This is a genomic window from Flavobacterium reichenbachii, assembly GCF_002217435.1.
GTDB classification, from domain to species: Bacteria; Bacteroidota; Bacteroidia; order Flavobacteriales; family Flavobacteriaceae; genus Flavobacterium; species Flavobacterium reichenbachii.
The window spans coordinates 61,813-77,234 of the sequence record NZ_MUHF01000031.1 but is presented as its reverse complement, the minus strand read 5'-3'; the positions used below and the strand labels follow the sequence as shown (position 1 = coordinate 77,234).

Below are 15,422 nucleotides of genomic sequence, written 5' to 3'. Positions count from 1 at the left end.
TTTTGTTTCGCTTGTGTTTCAAAGCGGGTGCAAAAGTAGAAAACTTATTTCTAAACGGCAAATGTTTTTTGAAGTTTTTTTCAAGAAATTTTTATCTCCTTTTTTCTTCTCAACCTTACCAATTCTTCAATGAACTTTCCGTGTTTTGCGGGGTGCAAATGTAACATCTGTTTTCAAATCTCACAAGCTTTTTTTAATCTTTTTTTGAAAATAAATTTTCAACCGATTTTAAATGCCTGCCAGTATTTCAGTGAACGCCTGTCGCTTCTGCGGGTGCAAAAGTACCACCTTTATTTACATTTACAAGACTTTTTATTATATAATTTTCACCTTTTTTAAAACTTGCTGGTTTCTTGTTTTTTATAATTCAAAGTTTTTTTGAGGTTTGCCTGATTTAAAGCGTTTTGGCTGGGTTCAGCCGGATTGGGGCAGTTTTACCGCGAAGGCGCGAAGGCGTAAAGGTTCCGTTTTGTCTGCTTTTCCTGGTTTGCCCGATCTGATTTTTTAGTGCTTTTGTCCTAAAGCTGCCTCTTATTACAATAAGATTCTTTTGAAACCTGCTCCCCCAGCCCCGATAGCAGTGGAAATCCTTTTGCTTTTTTCTTTAAAAAAGCAAAAGATTGGAACGGATAGCGGGATTAAGCTCCTAAAACTCTAAATATAAAATGGGTTCCATTTCGCTAAGCCCAATAATTAGCATTTAAACCGGAGAACTTTTCGATCACGTCCACATCACTTTTAATCTTATATGTAATAGTCTTATTTCCTACCTATATATAGGTAGAAAAATAAACCCAACAGATTCTGAAGATCTGTTGGGTTTAAATGATTAAATAACATGTATCTATTCTTAACTATTTAGAAACTAAATTTTATAGTAGTATGATTTATTATTTATTTTGTGGTTGTACTTGAGCTTGCGCTTTTGCTTTTTGCTGCCATTGCTCTGCAAGATCATTATAATCTACTGGTTTTGCCGGTTTTTGATTTATTAATCTTCCAGACTCGAAACCTCTTATTAAAATTGTTTCTATTAAATAGTCTTCATTTACTTCGTATGGTTTGTACTCGGTTTTTAAACTTATATCAAATAAATTTGCCGTTGTATTTGATACAAAGGCTTTAAAGCCGCTTTTTAAAGTTCTGACAAGTTCATAAGTTGTGATTCCGGTTTGACGATGAATCAGCTTTACTAATATTTGTCCTTGTTTACGCGAAAGTTTCTTCAGCCTATCCTCAAATTCGTTATTAAGATAGTCTTCTACTATTTTAAAATACTTTTTCTTTTCGCGATTGGTTTTTAATCGAGCCATTCCCTGATTTAAAGCAGTTAGTCTATCTGATGCAAGTTTTGCATATGGATATGTTTTATATACCCGATTCTGAAGAATTAAAAATTGCTTTTGCGCTTCTGGATCCAGTTTTTCTTTAGATATAATAATTTCCGGCAATTGAATTGTATCATTTAAGATAGAATCTTGTTCAGTCAATATATAGCCCATTTCCTGATTTTCTTTAGGAGTTACTTGAGCCTGACTATTAAAAGCAAATAATATAAAAAACAAAATGCAGCTGGTTATTCTCATGGAGTCATAATTTAAATGTAAAATTATATATTTATATACAACTCTAATACCAAATTTATAAATTAGCGAAAAAATATTTTTATGAGTACAAATTCTATCTTAAAAGATACGTCTATAGCTTTTTTAGAGAGCTACCTTAATAACGCCTCTCCTACTGGTTACGAAAGCGAAGGCCAAAAACTTTGGATGAATTATTTAAAACCATATGTTGACACTTTTATTACTGATACTTATGGTACTGCGGTGGGTATTATTAATCCTGATGCGCCATTTAAGGTAGTAATTGAAGGTCACGCAGATGAAATTTCGTGGTATGTAAACTATATTACAGATGATGGATTACTATATGTAATTCGAAATGGTGGTTCTGATCATCAGATTGCGCCTTCTAAGAGAGTTCATATTCATACCAAAAAAGGGATTGTAAAAGGTGTTTTTGGATGGCCAGCTATTCATACGAGATTACGTGACAAAGAAGAAATTCCGAAACTGAGTAATATCTTTATTGATTTAGGATGCGAAACCAAAGAACAAGTTGAAGCTCTGGGCGTACATGTCGGATGTGTAATTACATATCCTGACGAATTTATGATTTTGAATGAAAATAAATTTGTCTGTCGCGCTATTGATAATCGTATGGGCGGTTTTATGATTGCAGAAGTGGCTCGTCTATTACACGAAAATAAAAAAGAATTACCATTTGGTTTGTATATTGTAAATTCTGTTCAGGAAGAAATTGGTCTTCGTGGTGCAGAAATGATTGCGCAAACTATAAAACCAAATGTTGCTATAATTACCGATGTGTGTCATGATACTACCACTCCAATGATTGACAAAAAAGTAGAAGGAGATCTTAAAATGGGCCGTGGTCCTGTTATTGCTTACGCTCCGGCGGTGCAAAACAAATTACGTGATTTAATTATAGATACAGCAGAGGAAAACAAAATTCCGTTTCAACGCAGTGCAATTTCTCGAGCAACGGGAACTGATACAGATGCCTTTGCTTACAGTAATGGCGGAGTAGCGTCTGCTTTAATCTCTTTACCTTTGCGTTATATGCATACGACTGTAGAAATGGTGCATAGAGAAGATGTTGAAAATGTGATTCAGTTGATTTATGAGTCATTATTGAAGATTGAAAATAATGAGACTTTCTCTTATTTCAAATAATATTAAAAATCAATTCGGATATTTAAACATATAATGTCCGAATTGATAAATACAAACAAGCATGAAAATTCTATTACTTGAAGACGATTTTACTTTATCTAAAGAAATCTCAGCATTCTTTACTTCAAAAGGATTCGAGTGTTTTCCTTATTATGATGGATCGTTATTATTGAAAAAATATTTAGCATATGAATATGACTTAATAATTTTAGACATTAATGTGCCGGGAATAAATGGAATCGATGTTTGTAAAGGGATTCGAGAAGTCGATAAAAAAACACCTATAATAATGTTGACTGCTTTTAGTGAAATTGAAGACAAATTGGCTTCTTTTGATAATGGCGCAGATGATTATTTGGTAAAACCATTTCATTTTGAAGAATTACATGCTAGAATTTCTTCCTTATTAAGGAGAAAAGAAATTCCGCAGCAAAGCGAAAAAAAAATTCTAATTCAGGATTTGGAAATTTTAGAAGAAGAAATGAAAGTTTTTCGCGTTGGTGAAGAAATAAAACTAACACCAAAAGAATTTAAACTGATTTTAATTTTGGCTCAAGCCAAAGGAAAAGTACTTTCGAAACAGTTTATAGCAGAAAAACTTTGGGATTACCATATAGAAACTAATCAGAATACGATTGAGGTTTACATTAATTTTTTGAGAAAAAAAATAGACAAAGACCACGAAATTAAACTTATTCGAACCAAAGTTGGTTACGGATATTATCTAAGCGATCAGGAATGACATTAAAAAACAGGATATCACTTTTGGTAAGTTTACTTTTTACAATCCTTTTTGGGCTGGCTTCTACTGTGATATTCATTTTATATTCTAATTACAGAAAAGAAGAATTTCGTGACCGATTAGAAATTAAAGCTTTGTCTAACATTAAACTTTTGGTAAATGTAAAACAGATTGACAATCAGCTTTTAAAAATTATTGATCAAAATTCTATCAATAAATTGTACGATGAGAAAACTTTGGTTTTTGATTCGAACTATAAGCTTATTTACAGCAGTATTGATGATGCTAAAATTAATTGGTCTGTTAATGACTTGAAATACCTTAAGAAAAATAAAACTTTTTTTAAACAGCAGGGAGATTATGAAGTTTACGGTGTTTTTTATGATACAAAAGACAAAGATTTTTATGCTCTAATATCAGCCACAGACAATTACGGAAAAAAGAAACTGCTTTTTTTACGCTATACTTTAATTGTATCTTACATTTTTTTCACGTGTTTATGCTGGGTTATTACTTCATTCACAGTAAAAAAACTGATGAATCCTCTAAATGATTTTCATCAAAGAATAAAAAACATAAACGAAAACAATCTTGATACACGTGTTGAAACAAAAAGCAATAATGAAATTGATTTAATTGCAAATGAGTTCAATTTTATGATGGATCGGATTGAAATCTCGTATCAGAAACAAAAAGAATTTACCGCACATGCCTCGCATGAACTTAGAACGCCTCTTTCCAGAATTACCTCTCAAATAGAAAATGTTGTTTCAGATGGTAATACAAGTGATAAAAGCAAAAGTTTTCTAAAAACTATTTTATCTGATGTCAATCAATTAAACGAATTGATTAATTCTTTGTTGATTTTATCGAAAATTGACACTAAGAATAACGAAAACAGTGAAGTACACCGCATGGATGAAATTTTATTTTCATCAATTGAAAGTCTAAACAAAAGCTTTCCTGACTTTGCGATTTTGTTTGAAATTGAAGAAAGTGAAAATCTCGACACTGCTCTGGAAATAAAAGGAAATAAAAATCTTCTGGAAATAGCTTTGAGCAATGTCTTAAAAAATGCCTGTGTTTACTCCGACAATAAACAGGCTAAGGTAAAAATAAGCTCAAACGAAAATCAACTTATTATTGCCGTATCAAATACAGGAAATACGCTGAATGATGAAGAACAAAAAAATCTTTTTCAGCCTTTTATGCGCGGACAGAATTCTAAAGGAACTACAGGATTTGGCTTGGGGCTTAGAATTGTAAAACGTATTCTTACATTGCATCAAGCTAATATTCAATATGATGTCACAGAAGATAATCGCAATTTATTTCAATTGATCTTTCCTTTAAATAAATAATAGTAAGCTTTTTTAAGGTTTTTTTAAGCTCCGTTTTAAGGTGTCTTAAAGTCTTGCGATAGCATCTTTGTATCAAACAAAAATGATACGATGAAAAAGTTATTTGCATTATTACTTCTGATCTTTATAAATCAGATAAGTGTCGCACAAAAAACAGTCACACTTCAGGACTGCGAAACTCAATTTTTAAAGAAAAATCTTTTTTTACTTGCATCTCAATACAATATTGATGCTTCTAAAGCTTTGACAATGCAAGCTCGAATTTGGGATAATCCTACTATTACAGCAGAATTAAACGCTTATAATCCAGAACGAAATAAATATTTTGATGTTGGAAAAGACGGTCAGAAAGTTTTTGGAATTGAGCAGTTAATTTATCTCGGCGGTAAAAAACGTAATGAGATTAAGCTTGCTCAAACCAATGAGCAATTGGCAGAACTACAGTTTAATGATCTATTGAGAACTTTAAAACTGCAATTACGCAAGAGTTTCTATACTGTTTACTACAATACAAAAAATATAGAAACAACTGATAAACAGCTTGCTCATCTTGAAAATTTAATAAACTCTTATTCTATACAGGCTCAAAAAGGAAATATTCCTCTAAAAGATGTGGTACGTCTGCAATCGCTTTATCTAAATTTTAAAAATGAAAGAATGGAAGTTGTAAACGATAATATAGAAGAACAAGGCAACTTAAAACTTTTATTGAATGAAACAGAAAATGTAGTTCCAGTAGTTTCTAAAGAAGAATTTGACAAATATCTTAAAACAATTGATTTTGATTTGAAGAATTTTGAAACTGAAGCAATTGCCAATCGTCCTGATTATTTAGCAAAACAAAAAGAAATAGATGCGAATACCTTAAATGTAAAATGGCAGAAATCTCTTTCTGTACCAGATATTACTGTGGGCGCAACTTATGATCAGCGAAGTGGTGCATTCAACAATGAAGCCAATGTAACAGTTGGAATCCCGTTACCGCTTTGGAATAAAAACAAAGGAAACATAAAATATGCACAGACTATTCTGGAACAATCTAAAGTAGATAAACAAAATTTTGAATTGCAATTGCAAACTGAAATTACAACAGCCTGGACTAAATGGGACGAATCCCGACAAAACTACAGCGTAATTAAACCTACAGTTAATGCAGATTTTGAAGCAGTTTATAACGGAATATTAATCAATTTCCAGAAGCGCAATATCAGTATTCTTGAATTTACCGATTTTATGGAAAGTTATAATCAAGCTACAATTCAGGTAAATGAATTAAAGAAAAAAGTAGCGCTTTCTGCAGAAGAATTAAATAGTACAATCAATAAAGACTTATTTTAAAATTAAATAAAAATGAAACATAAACTAATTATAGGAATTGCGATTGTGAGTCTATCGATCACAAGCTGTAAAAAAGAAGTTGAAAATCCTGAGACTAATACTTCTTTTGTATTGAGTGATGCTATGCTGAAAACAACATCTACAGCTCCCGCAGAAACACAACCTGTGAAAAATGAGTTGAGTTTTTACGGAAAAATTACTGCCGACAATAATAAAATGATCGACGTTTATCCTCTCGTAGGCGGAAACGTGATGAAAGTAAATGTAGAACTTGGAGATTATGTAAAAAAAGGACAAGTTTTGGCAACCATAAAAAGTACCGATGTTGCTGATTTTGAAAAACAGTCAATTGATGCTAAAAATGATTTACTAGTTGCCAAAAACAATCTAAAAGTTGCCCAAGAACTTTTTGACGGAAAATTAAATTCTGAAAGTGATGTTCTTCAAGCAAAATCTGAAGTTAATAAAGCACAATCACAACTGAGTAAAGTTCAGGAAACTTATAAAATTTATAATATTAAAGCAGGATCTATTTATGAGGTGACTGCTCCAATAAGTGGGTTTATCATTCAGAAAAGTATTAATCAGGATATGTTGTTGAGAAACGACCGATCTGAAAATATTTTTGATATTGCCGAAATTAGTGAAGTATGGGCGATGGCAAATATTAACGAAATTGATATTAATAAAGTAAAACTGGGAACTGATGCCGCCGTTACAACTTTGAGTTATCCTGACAAAATTTTTAAAGGTAAAGTGGATAAAATATACAATGTTATAGATCCGGAAACAAAAGCGATGCAGGCACGTATTAAACTGAGCAATCCAGATTATATGCTAAAACCAGATATGAATGCCAATATCAAATTATCATTCAAAGAAAATAAATCTATGATCGCTATTCCCAGCAAAGCTATAGTTTTTGACAAAAGTAAAAATTTTGTTGTGGTTTATAAAGATCGTAATAATATAGAAACCAGACAGGTTGAAGTTTTCAGAGTAGTTGGCGATATCACTTACATTTCGAGCGGATTACAAGAAAACGAGAAAGTTATTACCAATAACCAATTGTTTATTTATGGTGCTTTAAACAACTAAGACATGAACAAATTCATAAAAAATATTATTGCTTTTTCGCTTAAGAATAAAGCATTCACCTTCTTTTGGGTTGGATTACTGGCCGTTGCAGGATTTATTTCCTTTAAGAACATGCCAATTGACGCTTTTCCTGACGTAACTAATACTCAGATTATCATTATTACCCAATGGAACGGAAAAAGTGCTGAAGAGGTAGAACGTTTTGTTACTTCTCCTATTGAGATTTCAATGAATTCAGTACAGAAGAAGACTAGTGTCCGCAGTATTACAATGTTTGGTTTATCTGTTATTAAAATTATTTTTGATGATGGTGTCGACGATACTTTTGCCCGTTTTCAGGTAAATAATTTATTAAAAAATGTTTCACTTCCGGATGATGTAGAACCAGACGTTCAGCCTCCTTACGGCCCAACGGGAGAAATTTTCAGGTATATTGTAAAAAGTGACAGCAGAGACAGCAGGGAATTATTGACATACCAAAACTGGGTTATAGATAAACAATTGCGTGCACTTCCTGGTGTTGCAGATTTAAATGTATTTGGAGGACAAACAAAAACGTATGAAGTTGGAGTTGATCCTATAAAACTGGCAAAATATAACATTACACCTCTTCAGGTTTATAATGCAGTAAATGCCGGAAACTTAAATGTCGGCGGTGACGTTATTGAAAAGAACGGACAAGCTTTTGTTGTTCGAGGTGTCGGATTATTAAAATCGACAGAAGACATTGGCAATATTATAGTTGATGATGCCCACGGAAACCCTATTTTGGTTAAGAATGTAGCAGATGTTTACGAAAGTTCGATGCCAAGAGTAGGACAAACAGGTTTAGGGAAAAATGATGATGCTGTAGAAGGTATCGTAGTAATGCGTAAAGGAGAAAATCCTCAGGAAACACTTGCCTTGATTAAAGCTAAGATAAAAGACCTAAACGACAACATTCTTCCAAAAGATATAAAAATACAAACGTTTTACGATCGTGATAATCTAATGAATTTCACAACCGAAACCGTAATGCACAATTTATTTGAAGGTATCATTTTAGTTACTTGTGTCGTATTCTTATTTATGGCCGATTGGAGAACTACTTTTACCGTTTCTATTGTAATTCCGTTATCACTTTTATTTGCATTTTTATGCCTTAAAATGATGGGAATGAGTGCCAATTTACTGAGTTTAGGAGCAGTAGATTTCGGAATTATCATTGATGGTGCGGTGGTTATGGTCGAGGGATTATTTGTGGTTTTGGATCACCGTGCGCATCAATTAGGAATGACGGCTTTTAATAAAATTGCCAAAGGAAGTTTGATTAAAAAAACAGGAACAGAAATGGGTAAAGCTATTTTCTTTTCTAAATTAATCATTATTACAGCTTTGCTTCCAATTTTTTCTTTTCAGAAAGTAGAAGGAAAAATGTTCTCTCCCCTAGCCTTTACATTGGGTTTTGCATTAATGGGAGCGCTTATTTTTACGCTGACTTTGGTACCGGTTTTATCACATATTCTTTTAAATAAAAATGTAAAAGAAAAAAATAATCCGTTTGTAAATTTCTGGGACAGGATTGTAAGCAAAGGATTTGCCTGGACCTTTAAGCATAAAGTTCAAACTTTAATTGCTTCTGTGGGATTGTTAGCAGCAGTTTTCTTTTCTGCTGGTTTCTTAGGAACTGAGTTTTTACCACAATTAAATGAAGGTGCGCTATGGGTAACGGCAGAATTACCAATGAGCACTTCGCTGCCAGAAAGTGTAAAAACCGCCGCTATGATCCGAAAAGATCTTGAAAGTTTTCCAGAGGTTAAAAACGTTCTGTCTCAAACAGGCCGAAGTAATGATGGAACTGACCCTAACGGATTTGGATTTATTCAGCTTCAGGTTGATTTAAAACCAAAATCTGAATGGACTCGAAAAATTACAATGGATGACCTGATTAATGAAATGGATAATAAATTAAAAGTTCATCAGGGAATCACGTATAATTATTCGCAACCGGTTATTGATAACGTAGCCGAATCTGTTGCAGGATTTAAAGCTTCTAACGCTGTAAAAATCTACGGAGATGATCTTAATAAACTTGATGAACTTGCCAATAAAGTTTTAGCAGAAATAAAAGATATTCCCGGAATAAAAGATGCCGGAATTCTAAGAAATGTTGGACAGCCTGAAATTAGTGTCATTTTAGACAGAGAAAAAATGGCCGCCTACGGAGTAACTTTAAGCGATGCACAAGCTGTTTTAGAATTGGCTTTTGGAGGAAAAACAGCTACTGAAAAATATGAAGATGAGAAAAAATTTGATGTCAGAGTTCGTTTTTCTAAAGAATATAGAAAAGATGAAAAAGATTTAGCCGAAATAAAAGTACCGACAATAAGCGGGATTAAGATTCCGCTTAAAGAAATCTGCGATATTAAAACCATTACGGGTCCTGCATTTATTTACAGAGACAATACCAAACGTTTTATTGGAGTAAAATTCTCTGTACGTGATCGTGATTTAGGAAGTACAATTGCAGAAGCGCAGGCAAAAGTAAATAAAATGAAACTGCCGGCAGGTTACACTACAGGATGGACCGGAGAATTTGAAAATCAGGTACGTGCCAGCGCGCGTCTGGCTCAAGTCGTACCCATTAGTTTAATTGGAATCTTTGTTTTATTGTTTATTTTATTTGGAAACTTTAAAGACTCTTTATTGGTTTTAGCAAATGTTCCGTTTGCCATTATTGGAGGCATTATAGCCCTGCATATTACGAGAATGAATTTCGGAATTTCTGCAGGAGTTGGATTTATTGCATTGCTTGGAATATGTATCCAGAACGGCGTTATTCTGATATCAGAATTTCATCATAATCTAAAGGCTAAGTTTACACTGGAAGAATCTATTTTTATGGGTGTAAAAGCCAGAACCAGAGCAGTAGTAATGACTGCGTTGATGGCGTCGATTGGATTATTACCAGCTGCAATTTCTACAGGAATTGGTTCTGAATCACAAAAACCGTTAGCTATTGTAATTATTGGCGGTCTTATGACGGCAACAGTTTTAACCTTGTTGGTTTTTCCAATTTTGTTTTGGATTTTTAACCGCAAAAAACATGTTCCGATCGATTAATAAGTTGGATTTTTGGTTAAATTACTTTGATAGAGAAAGAAGCATCATTATTTATAATGGTGCTTTTTTTGTACCAATACATTTTAGTTTAATATATTGCAATCTTATTTAATATCTATGAAATACATTTATTTACTGCTGGCACTTTTTTTTATTACGCTATTGTGGTCCGTTATTAATCCTAATGAGGGTTTTACCTGTTTTCTGGAAATTATCCCTGCTCTTATAGGAGTTTCAATTTTAGCAGTTACTTTCAATAAATTTCGATTTACCAATTTTACTTATACTTTGATTTTAATTCACTGTATCATTCTCTTTGTAGGCGGACATTATACGTATGCGCAGGTGCCTTTATTCGATTACATTAAAGAGGTATTTCATCAAAGCAGAAATAATTATGATAAAGTGGGACATTTTGCTCAAGGTTTAGTTCCGGCAATGATTATAAGAGAATTGTTTATTCGGAAAAAAGTCATCAGTAATAAAAGTTTTTTCAACTTTATTATTGTTTGTATTTGTCTTGCCATCAGCGCTGCTTACGAATGGATTGAATGGTTTGTTTCTGTAGCTTCGGGTGATGATGGAGATGCTTTTTTAGGAACGCAGGGTTATATTTGGGATACTCAGTCCGATATGCTTTTTGCAACAATTGGGGCTGTTATCGGCTTAATTGTATTTTCTCGAATTCAGGATAAACAAATTAAAAAGATTACTCTTTAAAGTATAAAAAACAAAAACGACCTTCTGCTCAAAGAAGGCCGTTTGTTTACTAACTCAAACTTGTAAACTGTTATTTTAGATCTTTCAAAATTGCGATACAATCATCTGCTTTAGAAAGTTCTGCATATTTTAATGCTGTATATCCTTTTTCATTTTTATCGTTAGGTTTTGCACCACTTGCTAATAAAATTTTAATAATTTCAACTTTGTTGTAACGAGCTGCAACCATTAAAGGTGACATATCTTCTGATATCTTATTTACATCAGCACCATATTCTATAAATTTTTTCACACTCTCTACATCTCCTTTGCTGATTGCAACATTTAAAGGTGATGAGAAGAAATTGGTAACCTCAATTTGATTTTTTACTGCAAAATTGTGGTTTGAAGCCATTGAAACATTTGCAAATGCTACTAAAGCTGCTCCTAAATAAATTACTGATTTTTTCATGATGATTTTTTTGTTAAAAATGGTTTGATTTAAATGATTGATTTTAATTTCTTATGCAAATGTAATTTGTTTTTATCTATTATGTATTACAAGGTACTATGTTTTAACTATTTCTTAACATAAACTTAATAAAACACGAACAAATACTACCAGACATTATCAAATTCTTATTTACTACCTAATAGACGCTCGAAAATTGAAAATGTTACAGTTTTAGACAAAAAAAAGTAAAAAAAAATGACGTACTTGAAATTTGGGTGTTTTTTGATCAATCCTAGTTAAAAATAAATCTATTTAAAAGCTACAAATGAGTACTTTATAAGAACATTATTCTAAAACAAATGAAGTTTGATATTTCTGTATTGAAAATAAAAAAAGGTCCTTCAAGAAGACCTTTTATATGAACTCAAACTAAAATGATTATTTAACGGCACTTAAAACAGCTACAGCTTCTGCAGCTTTTGAGAATTCAGCATAATTTAATGCCGTGAACCCTTTCTCGTTTTTCAGTTTAAGATCAGCTCCATTTTGTAATAAAATTTTAATGATTTCAACTTTATTATATCGTGCTGCTACCATTAATGGCGACATGTCTCTCGACATTTTGTTGACATCATCTCCATACTCTATATTTTTTTTAACTGTTTCGATATCCCCTTTACTTATAGCAATATGCAATGGCGACACGGAATAAGATGAAAAAGTTACTGGATTTTTTACCAAAGATTTACAATTTGCTGTGATCGATGCATTTGTAAATAAAACGAATGCGGTACTTAAAATAATTACTGATTTTTTCATGATGATTGTTTGTTAATTGATTGATGATGATTTTAGTTTTGCAGTTAGATATTTTATTATTCCAGAACAAAATTACTATCCTGAAATTTTTTTTAATCTTCACTACATTACTATAGACGACTAAACAACTCAATAGGTTGCACTTTTGCGAATAAAAAATTAAAATAAATTACATTTTTTTTGGGCAGAGAATATTTTCGCAATAAAATACTTTATAACTTTACTGTAAATAATCACTTCAATCCTAAAAAACTATTGGCAAGAATATAGCATAAACATAAGAATACCAATTAATTAATCTTAAAAACATAAATTATGGGAGTTATTAAAAAAATTCTGGTGATCTTGATTTTAATTATGTCAATAGTATTAATTGCGGCTTATTTTATGCCTAGAAATTATGCTGTAGAAAGGGAAATAACCATAAATAAACCTGCTGACAGTATTTTTAACTATGTAAGATATTTACAAAATCAAAATGAGTTTAGTGTTTGGGCAAACATAGACCCAAAAATGAAATCGACCATCAAAGGAACCGACGGATCTGTTGGAGCAATATCGGTTTGGCAGAGCGATGTAAAAGAAGTTGGAGAAGGCGAACAGGAAATCACTAAAATTACAGAAGGAAAACGTCTGGATTTCTCCCTGCGTTTTAAAAAACCTATGGAAGATAACGCCATCGCATTTATATCTACTGATGCGATTACGACCAATCAAACCAAAGTAAAATGGGGAATCAGCGGTGTAATCCCGTATCCTTCAAATATAATGCTGCCAATGCTTCATCTGGATAAAATGATTGGAAATGATTTACAAAAGGGTCTTGAAAACTTAAAGGCAAAAATGGAGGAAGAATAATATTATTTCAAACTAAAATTTTTACCGTAAATATTTTTCAAATCATTTTCAAACAATGTATAGGGATCATTATAAAATTTTATAAAATCCGGGACACTGACTTGACCAGGAAATGGAGCATAAAAATGAGTTGGACTCGTTATATCATTTCGCCAAACTAAAACATAGGCTAGTTCTAATTTTTCAGATTTTAAAGTTTTTAATAAAATTTCTGTCCACCAAGAAGGATTAGGAATGGATTCCAGACCTGTTTCGGTAAATGCTGCAAGCTTATTTTTCATTATACCTGTATCAGAAATTATTTTTAGTTTTTTAAGTCCAGCTTCTAAATCGTATTTTCCGTCTCTTCCAAAGTCTGCATAATCGTCCATACCAAACATATCTACATAATCATCGCCGGGATAACGCTCTAAATATTCTGTTTCATTTGTAAATTGATTGTCTGGAGAAAAAGCATATATAAAATTATGAACGCCTAATGTATCTCTTAGATATGAAATTGTAAACTGCCAAACGGCTATAAAATCTTCACGTGAAGTATATTTTTTACCCCACCAAAACCAGTTTCCGTCAAATTCATGATACGGTCTAAAAATCATTGGTGCCAAAGTGCCGTCCTCTGTCTTTACAGAATGAGCAAAATCGGCAATAGTTTTCAAAATTTCTTTGTATTGCTTATTATAATTTCCTCCCGGCTTAATTAAAGACATTGCAGGTTTTGAAATCGAATCTTTCCAATAGAATCCACCACCCGAAACAGGATTTAAGAAATGCCAGGAAACTGTTGTAATACCGCCTCTCTTATATGTATCAACGACAATTTTTTTTAAGCCTTCTTTGTTCTTTTGAATTTCATCTTTAGACTGCCCAGAAAATCCGCTAAAATCAATCCCAACTACTGCAGGATGTGAACCTGTGACAGACTTAACATCTGACTTGTTAGATTCATTAGACCAGCCATGACCATATTCGAGTGCATGCTGATGCCCAAAAAGAATATTGTTTTTTGAAATTATTTTTAAATTACGATATAAGTTTTTTGTTTCCTTTGTTGCATTCTTATCAACCTGCGCAAAAAACAAAATGTCCTGTTACCATCAAAAGAGATAACAGGACATTTTTTTTATTTATGATAAAATTCATGGTTTAAAGTAGTTAGTTTTAAACCCGAAGTTACTATTTAGAAGAAAGGTATTCTAATACATTTTTATCAATACGTTGATCTATATTGTCAATGTCTGCTTTTACGAATTTTTCACCCAGAATGTTTTCATATAATTCGATATATCTTTCAGACACAGATTCAATGTAAGCATCTGTCATATCTGGAATCTGTTGTCCTTCCTGACCTTGAAAACCATTTTCGATCAGCCAGCGACGTACAAATTCTTTAGACAATTGCTTTTGCTCCTCCCCTTTTTGCTGTCTTTCCTGATATCCGTCAGCATAAAAATAACGTGAAGAATCCGGCGTATGAATTTCATCAATCAAAACAATAACTCCATCTTTTGTTTTTCCGAATTCATACTTTGTATCTACTAAAATTAAACCACGGCTTGCAGCAATTTCAGTTCCTCTCTGGAATAAATCACGAGTATATTTTTCTAATACTATATAATCTTCTTCTGTTACAATTCCTTTAGCCAAAATATCTTCACGAGAAATATCTTCGTCATGAGATCCGTTATCTGCTTTTGTAGTCGGCGTAATAATTGGCTCCGGGAATTTATCATTTTCTTTAAGACCTTCTGCCATTGTAACACCACAGATTTGTCTTTTTCCTAAAGCATATTCCCTAGCCGCGTGACCTGAAACATAACCGCGAATAACCATTTCTACTTTAAAAGGTTCGCATAAATGCCCAACAGCAACGTTTGGATCTGGTGTAGCAATAAGCCAGTTTGGAACAATATCTTGTGTTAATTCCATGAATTTTGTAGCAATCTGATTTAAAATCTGACCTTTGTACGGAATCCCTTTTGGTAAAACTACATCAAAAGCCGAAAGTCTGTCTGTTGCTACCATGACCAAAAGTTCGTCGTTTATATTGTAAACTTCTCTCACTTTGCCGCGGTAAACAGATTTTTGATTCGGGAAATTAAAATTTGTAGTTGTAATTGTATTGCTCATTTTCCTTAGTTGTGTTGTTTTTTATGAATGCAAATTTAAAACTATTTAAAAGAGCACGCAAAGAA

General features: G+C 32.4%; 13 protein-coding genes. 8 read left to right on the top strand and 5 right to left on the bottom strand.

What is annotated here, in order from left to right; translation table 11 throughout:
• Positions 1-890: 890 nt before the first annotated feature.
• Positions 891-1,586 (bottom strand): DUF4294 domain-containing protein, encoded by a 696-nt coding sequence (locus B0A68_RS22095; protein ID WP_035690089.1) that lies wholly within the window; start codon positions 1,584-1,586, stop codon positions 891-893.
• 81 nt (positions 1,587-1,667) lie between these two features.
• On the opposite strand from B0A68_RS22095, the gene B0A68_RS22090 reads away from it, so the two are divergent.
• The 7 genes from B0A68_RS22090 to B0A68_RS22060 all read left to right on the top strand — a co-directional run bounded on the left by B0A68_RS22090 (position 1,668) and on the right by B0A68_RS22060 (position 11,117).
• On the top strand, positions 1,668-2,756 hold the full coding sequence (locus B0A68_RS22090) for a M42 family metallopeptidase (protein WP_035690088.1): 1,089 nt from the start codon (positions 1,668-1,670) through the stop codon (positions 2,754-2,756).
• Between the two features lie 61 nt (positions 2,757-2,817).
• Positions 2,818-3,498 carry a response regulator transcription factor gene (locus tag B0A68_RS22085; protein ID WP_035690086.1) on the top strand — a complete coding sequence of 227 codons (681 nt, stop codon included), beginning with the start codon at positions 2,818-2,820 and terminating at the stop codon, positions 3,496-3,498.
• Complete coding sequence (locus B0A68_RS22080) at positions 3,495-4,859, top strand: HAMP domain-containing sensor histidine kinase (protein ID WP_035690085.1); 1,365 nt, start codon at positions 3,495-3,497, stop codon at positions 4,857-4,859. Before B0A68_RS22085 ends, B0A68_RS22080 begins: the two co-directional genes overlap by 4 nt.
• A gap of 90 nt (positions 4,860-4,949) precedes the next feature.
• Positions 4,950-6,197: a TolC family protein gene (locus B0A68_RS22075; protein WP_051893001.1), complete on the top strand. Its 1,248-nt coding sequence runs from the start codon at positions 4,950-4,952 to the stop codon at positions 6,195-6,197.
• A gap of 12 nt (positions 6,198-6,209) precedes the next feature.
• Entirely contained in the window at positions 6,210-7,295 is a 1,086-nt protein-coding gene (locus B0A68_RS22070) for an efflux RND transporter periplasmic adaptor subunit (protein WP_035690084.1), read from the top strand.
• 3 nt (positions 7,296-7,298) lie between these two features.
• Positions 7,299-10,397, top strand: a complete 3,099-nt coding sequence (locus tag B0A68_RS22065) for an efflux RND transporter permease subunit (RefSeq protein ID WP_035690082.1) — start codon at positions 7,299-7,301, stop codon at positions 10,395-10,397.
• A gap of 117 nt (positions 10,398-10,514) precedes the next feature.
• Positions 10,515-11,117, top strand: coding sequence for a DUF2238 domain-containing protein (locus tag B0A68_RS22060; RefSeq protein ID WP_035690081.1), 603 nt, complete (start codon positions 10,515-10,517; stop codon positions 11,115-11,117).
• A 70-nt stretch (positions 11,118-11,187) separates the two neighbouring features.
• On the opposite strand, the gene B0A68_RS22055 is transcribed toward B0A68_RS22060, so the two are convergent.
• Positions 11,188-11,568: an ankyrin repeat domain-containing protein gene (locus tag B0A68_RS22055; RefSeq protein WP_035690079.1), complete on the bottom strand. Its 381-nt coding sequence runs from the start codon at positions 11,566-11,568 to the stop codon at positions 11,188-11,190.
• Between the two features lie 420 nt (positions 11,569-11,988).
• Positions 11,989-12,369 (bottom strand): ankyrin repeat domain-containing protein, encoded by a 381-nt coding sequence (locus B0A68_RS22050; RefSeq protein WP_035690077.1) that lies wholly within the window; start codon positions 12,367-12,369, stop codon positions 11,989-11,991.
• Between the two features lie 315 nt (positions 12,370-12,684).
• On the opposite strand from B0A68_RS22050, the gene B0A68_RS22045 reads away from it, so the two are divergent.
• Positions 12,685-13,227, top strand: coding sequence for an SRPBCC family protein (locus tag B0A68_RS22045; RefSeq protein WP_035690075.1), 543 nt, complete (start codon positions 12,685-12,687; stop codon positions 13,225-13,227).
• A gap of 2 nt (positions 13,228-13,229) precedes the next feature.
• Here the strand turns inward: B0A68_RS22045 and B0A68_RS22040 are convergent, their stop codons facing one another.
• Both B0A68_RS22040 and B0A68_RS22035 read right to left on the bottom strand, forming a co-directional pair.
• Entirely contained in the window at positions 13,230-14,309 is a 1,080-nt protein-coding gene (locus B0A68_RS22040) for a glycoside hydrolase family 26 protein (RefSeq protein ID WP_240475345.1), read from the bottom strand.
• A gap of 94 nt (positions 14,310-14,403) precedes the next feature.
• Positions 14,404-15,357: a phosphoribosylaminoimidazolesuccinocarboxamide synthase gene (locus B0A68_RS22035; RefSeq protein WP_035690074.1), complete on the bottom strand. Its 954-nt coding sequence runs from the start codon at positions 15,355-15,357 to the stop codon at positions 14,404-14,406.
• Positions 15,358-15,422 lie beyond the last annotated feature (65 nt).

What these genes read in the sequence shown, in the direction of transcription:
- B0A68_RS22095 (WP_035690089.1), bottom strand. Translation starts at nt 1,586, where the DNA reads ATGAGAATAACCAGCTGCATTTTGTTTTTTATATTATTTGCTTTTAAT.
- B0A68_RS22090 (WP_035690088.1), top strand. Translation starts at nt 1,668, where the DNA reads ATGAGTACAAATTCTATCTTAAAAGATACGTCTATAGCTTTTTTAGAG.
- B0A68_RS22085 (WP_035690086.1), top strand. Translation starts at nt 2,818, where the DNA reads ATGAAAATTCTATTACTTGAAGACGATTTTACTTTATCTAAAGAAATC.
- B0A68_RS22080 (WP_035690085.1), top strand. Translation starts at nt 3,495, where the DNA reads ATGACATTAAAAAACAGGATATCACTTTTGGTAAGTTTACTTTTTACA.
- B0A68_RS22075 (WP_051893001.1), top strand. Translation starts at nt 4,950, where the DNA reads ATGAAAAAGTTATTTGCATTATTACTTCTGATCTTTATAAATCAGATA.
- B0A68_RS22070 (WP_035690084.1), top strand. Translation starts at nt 6,210, where the DNA reads ATGAAACATAAACTAATTATAGGAATTGCGATTGTGAGTCTATCGATC.
- B0A68_RS22065 (WP_035690082.1), top strand. Translation starts at nt 7,299, where the DNA reads ATGAACAAATTCATAAAAAATATTATTGCTTTTTCGCTTAAGAATAAA.
- B0A68_RS22060 (WP_035690081.1), top strand. Translation starts at nt 10,515, where the DNA reads ATGAAATACATTTATTTACTGCTGGCACTTTTTTTTATTACGCTATTG.
- B0A68_RS22055 (WP_035690079.1), bottom strand. Translation starts at nt 11,568, where the DNA reads ATGAAAAAATCAGTAATTTATTTAGGAGCAGCTTTAGTAGCATTTGCA.
- B0A68_RS22050 (WP_035690077.1), bottom strand. Translation starts at nt 12,369, where the DNA reads ATGAAAAAATCAGTAATTATTTTAAGTACCGCATTCGTTTTATTTACA.
- B0A68_RS22045 (WP_035690075.1), top strand. Translation starts at nt 12,685, where the DNA reads ATGGGAGTTATTAAAAAAATTCTGGTGATCTTGATTTTAATTATGTCA.
- B0A68_RS22035 (WP_035690074.1), bottom strand. Translation starts at nt 15,357, where the DNA reads ATGAGCAATACAATTACAACTACAAATTTTAATTTCCCGAATCAAAAA.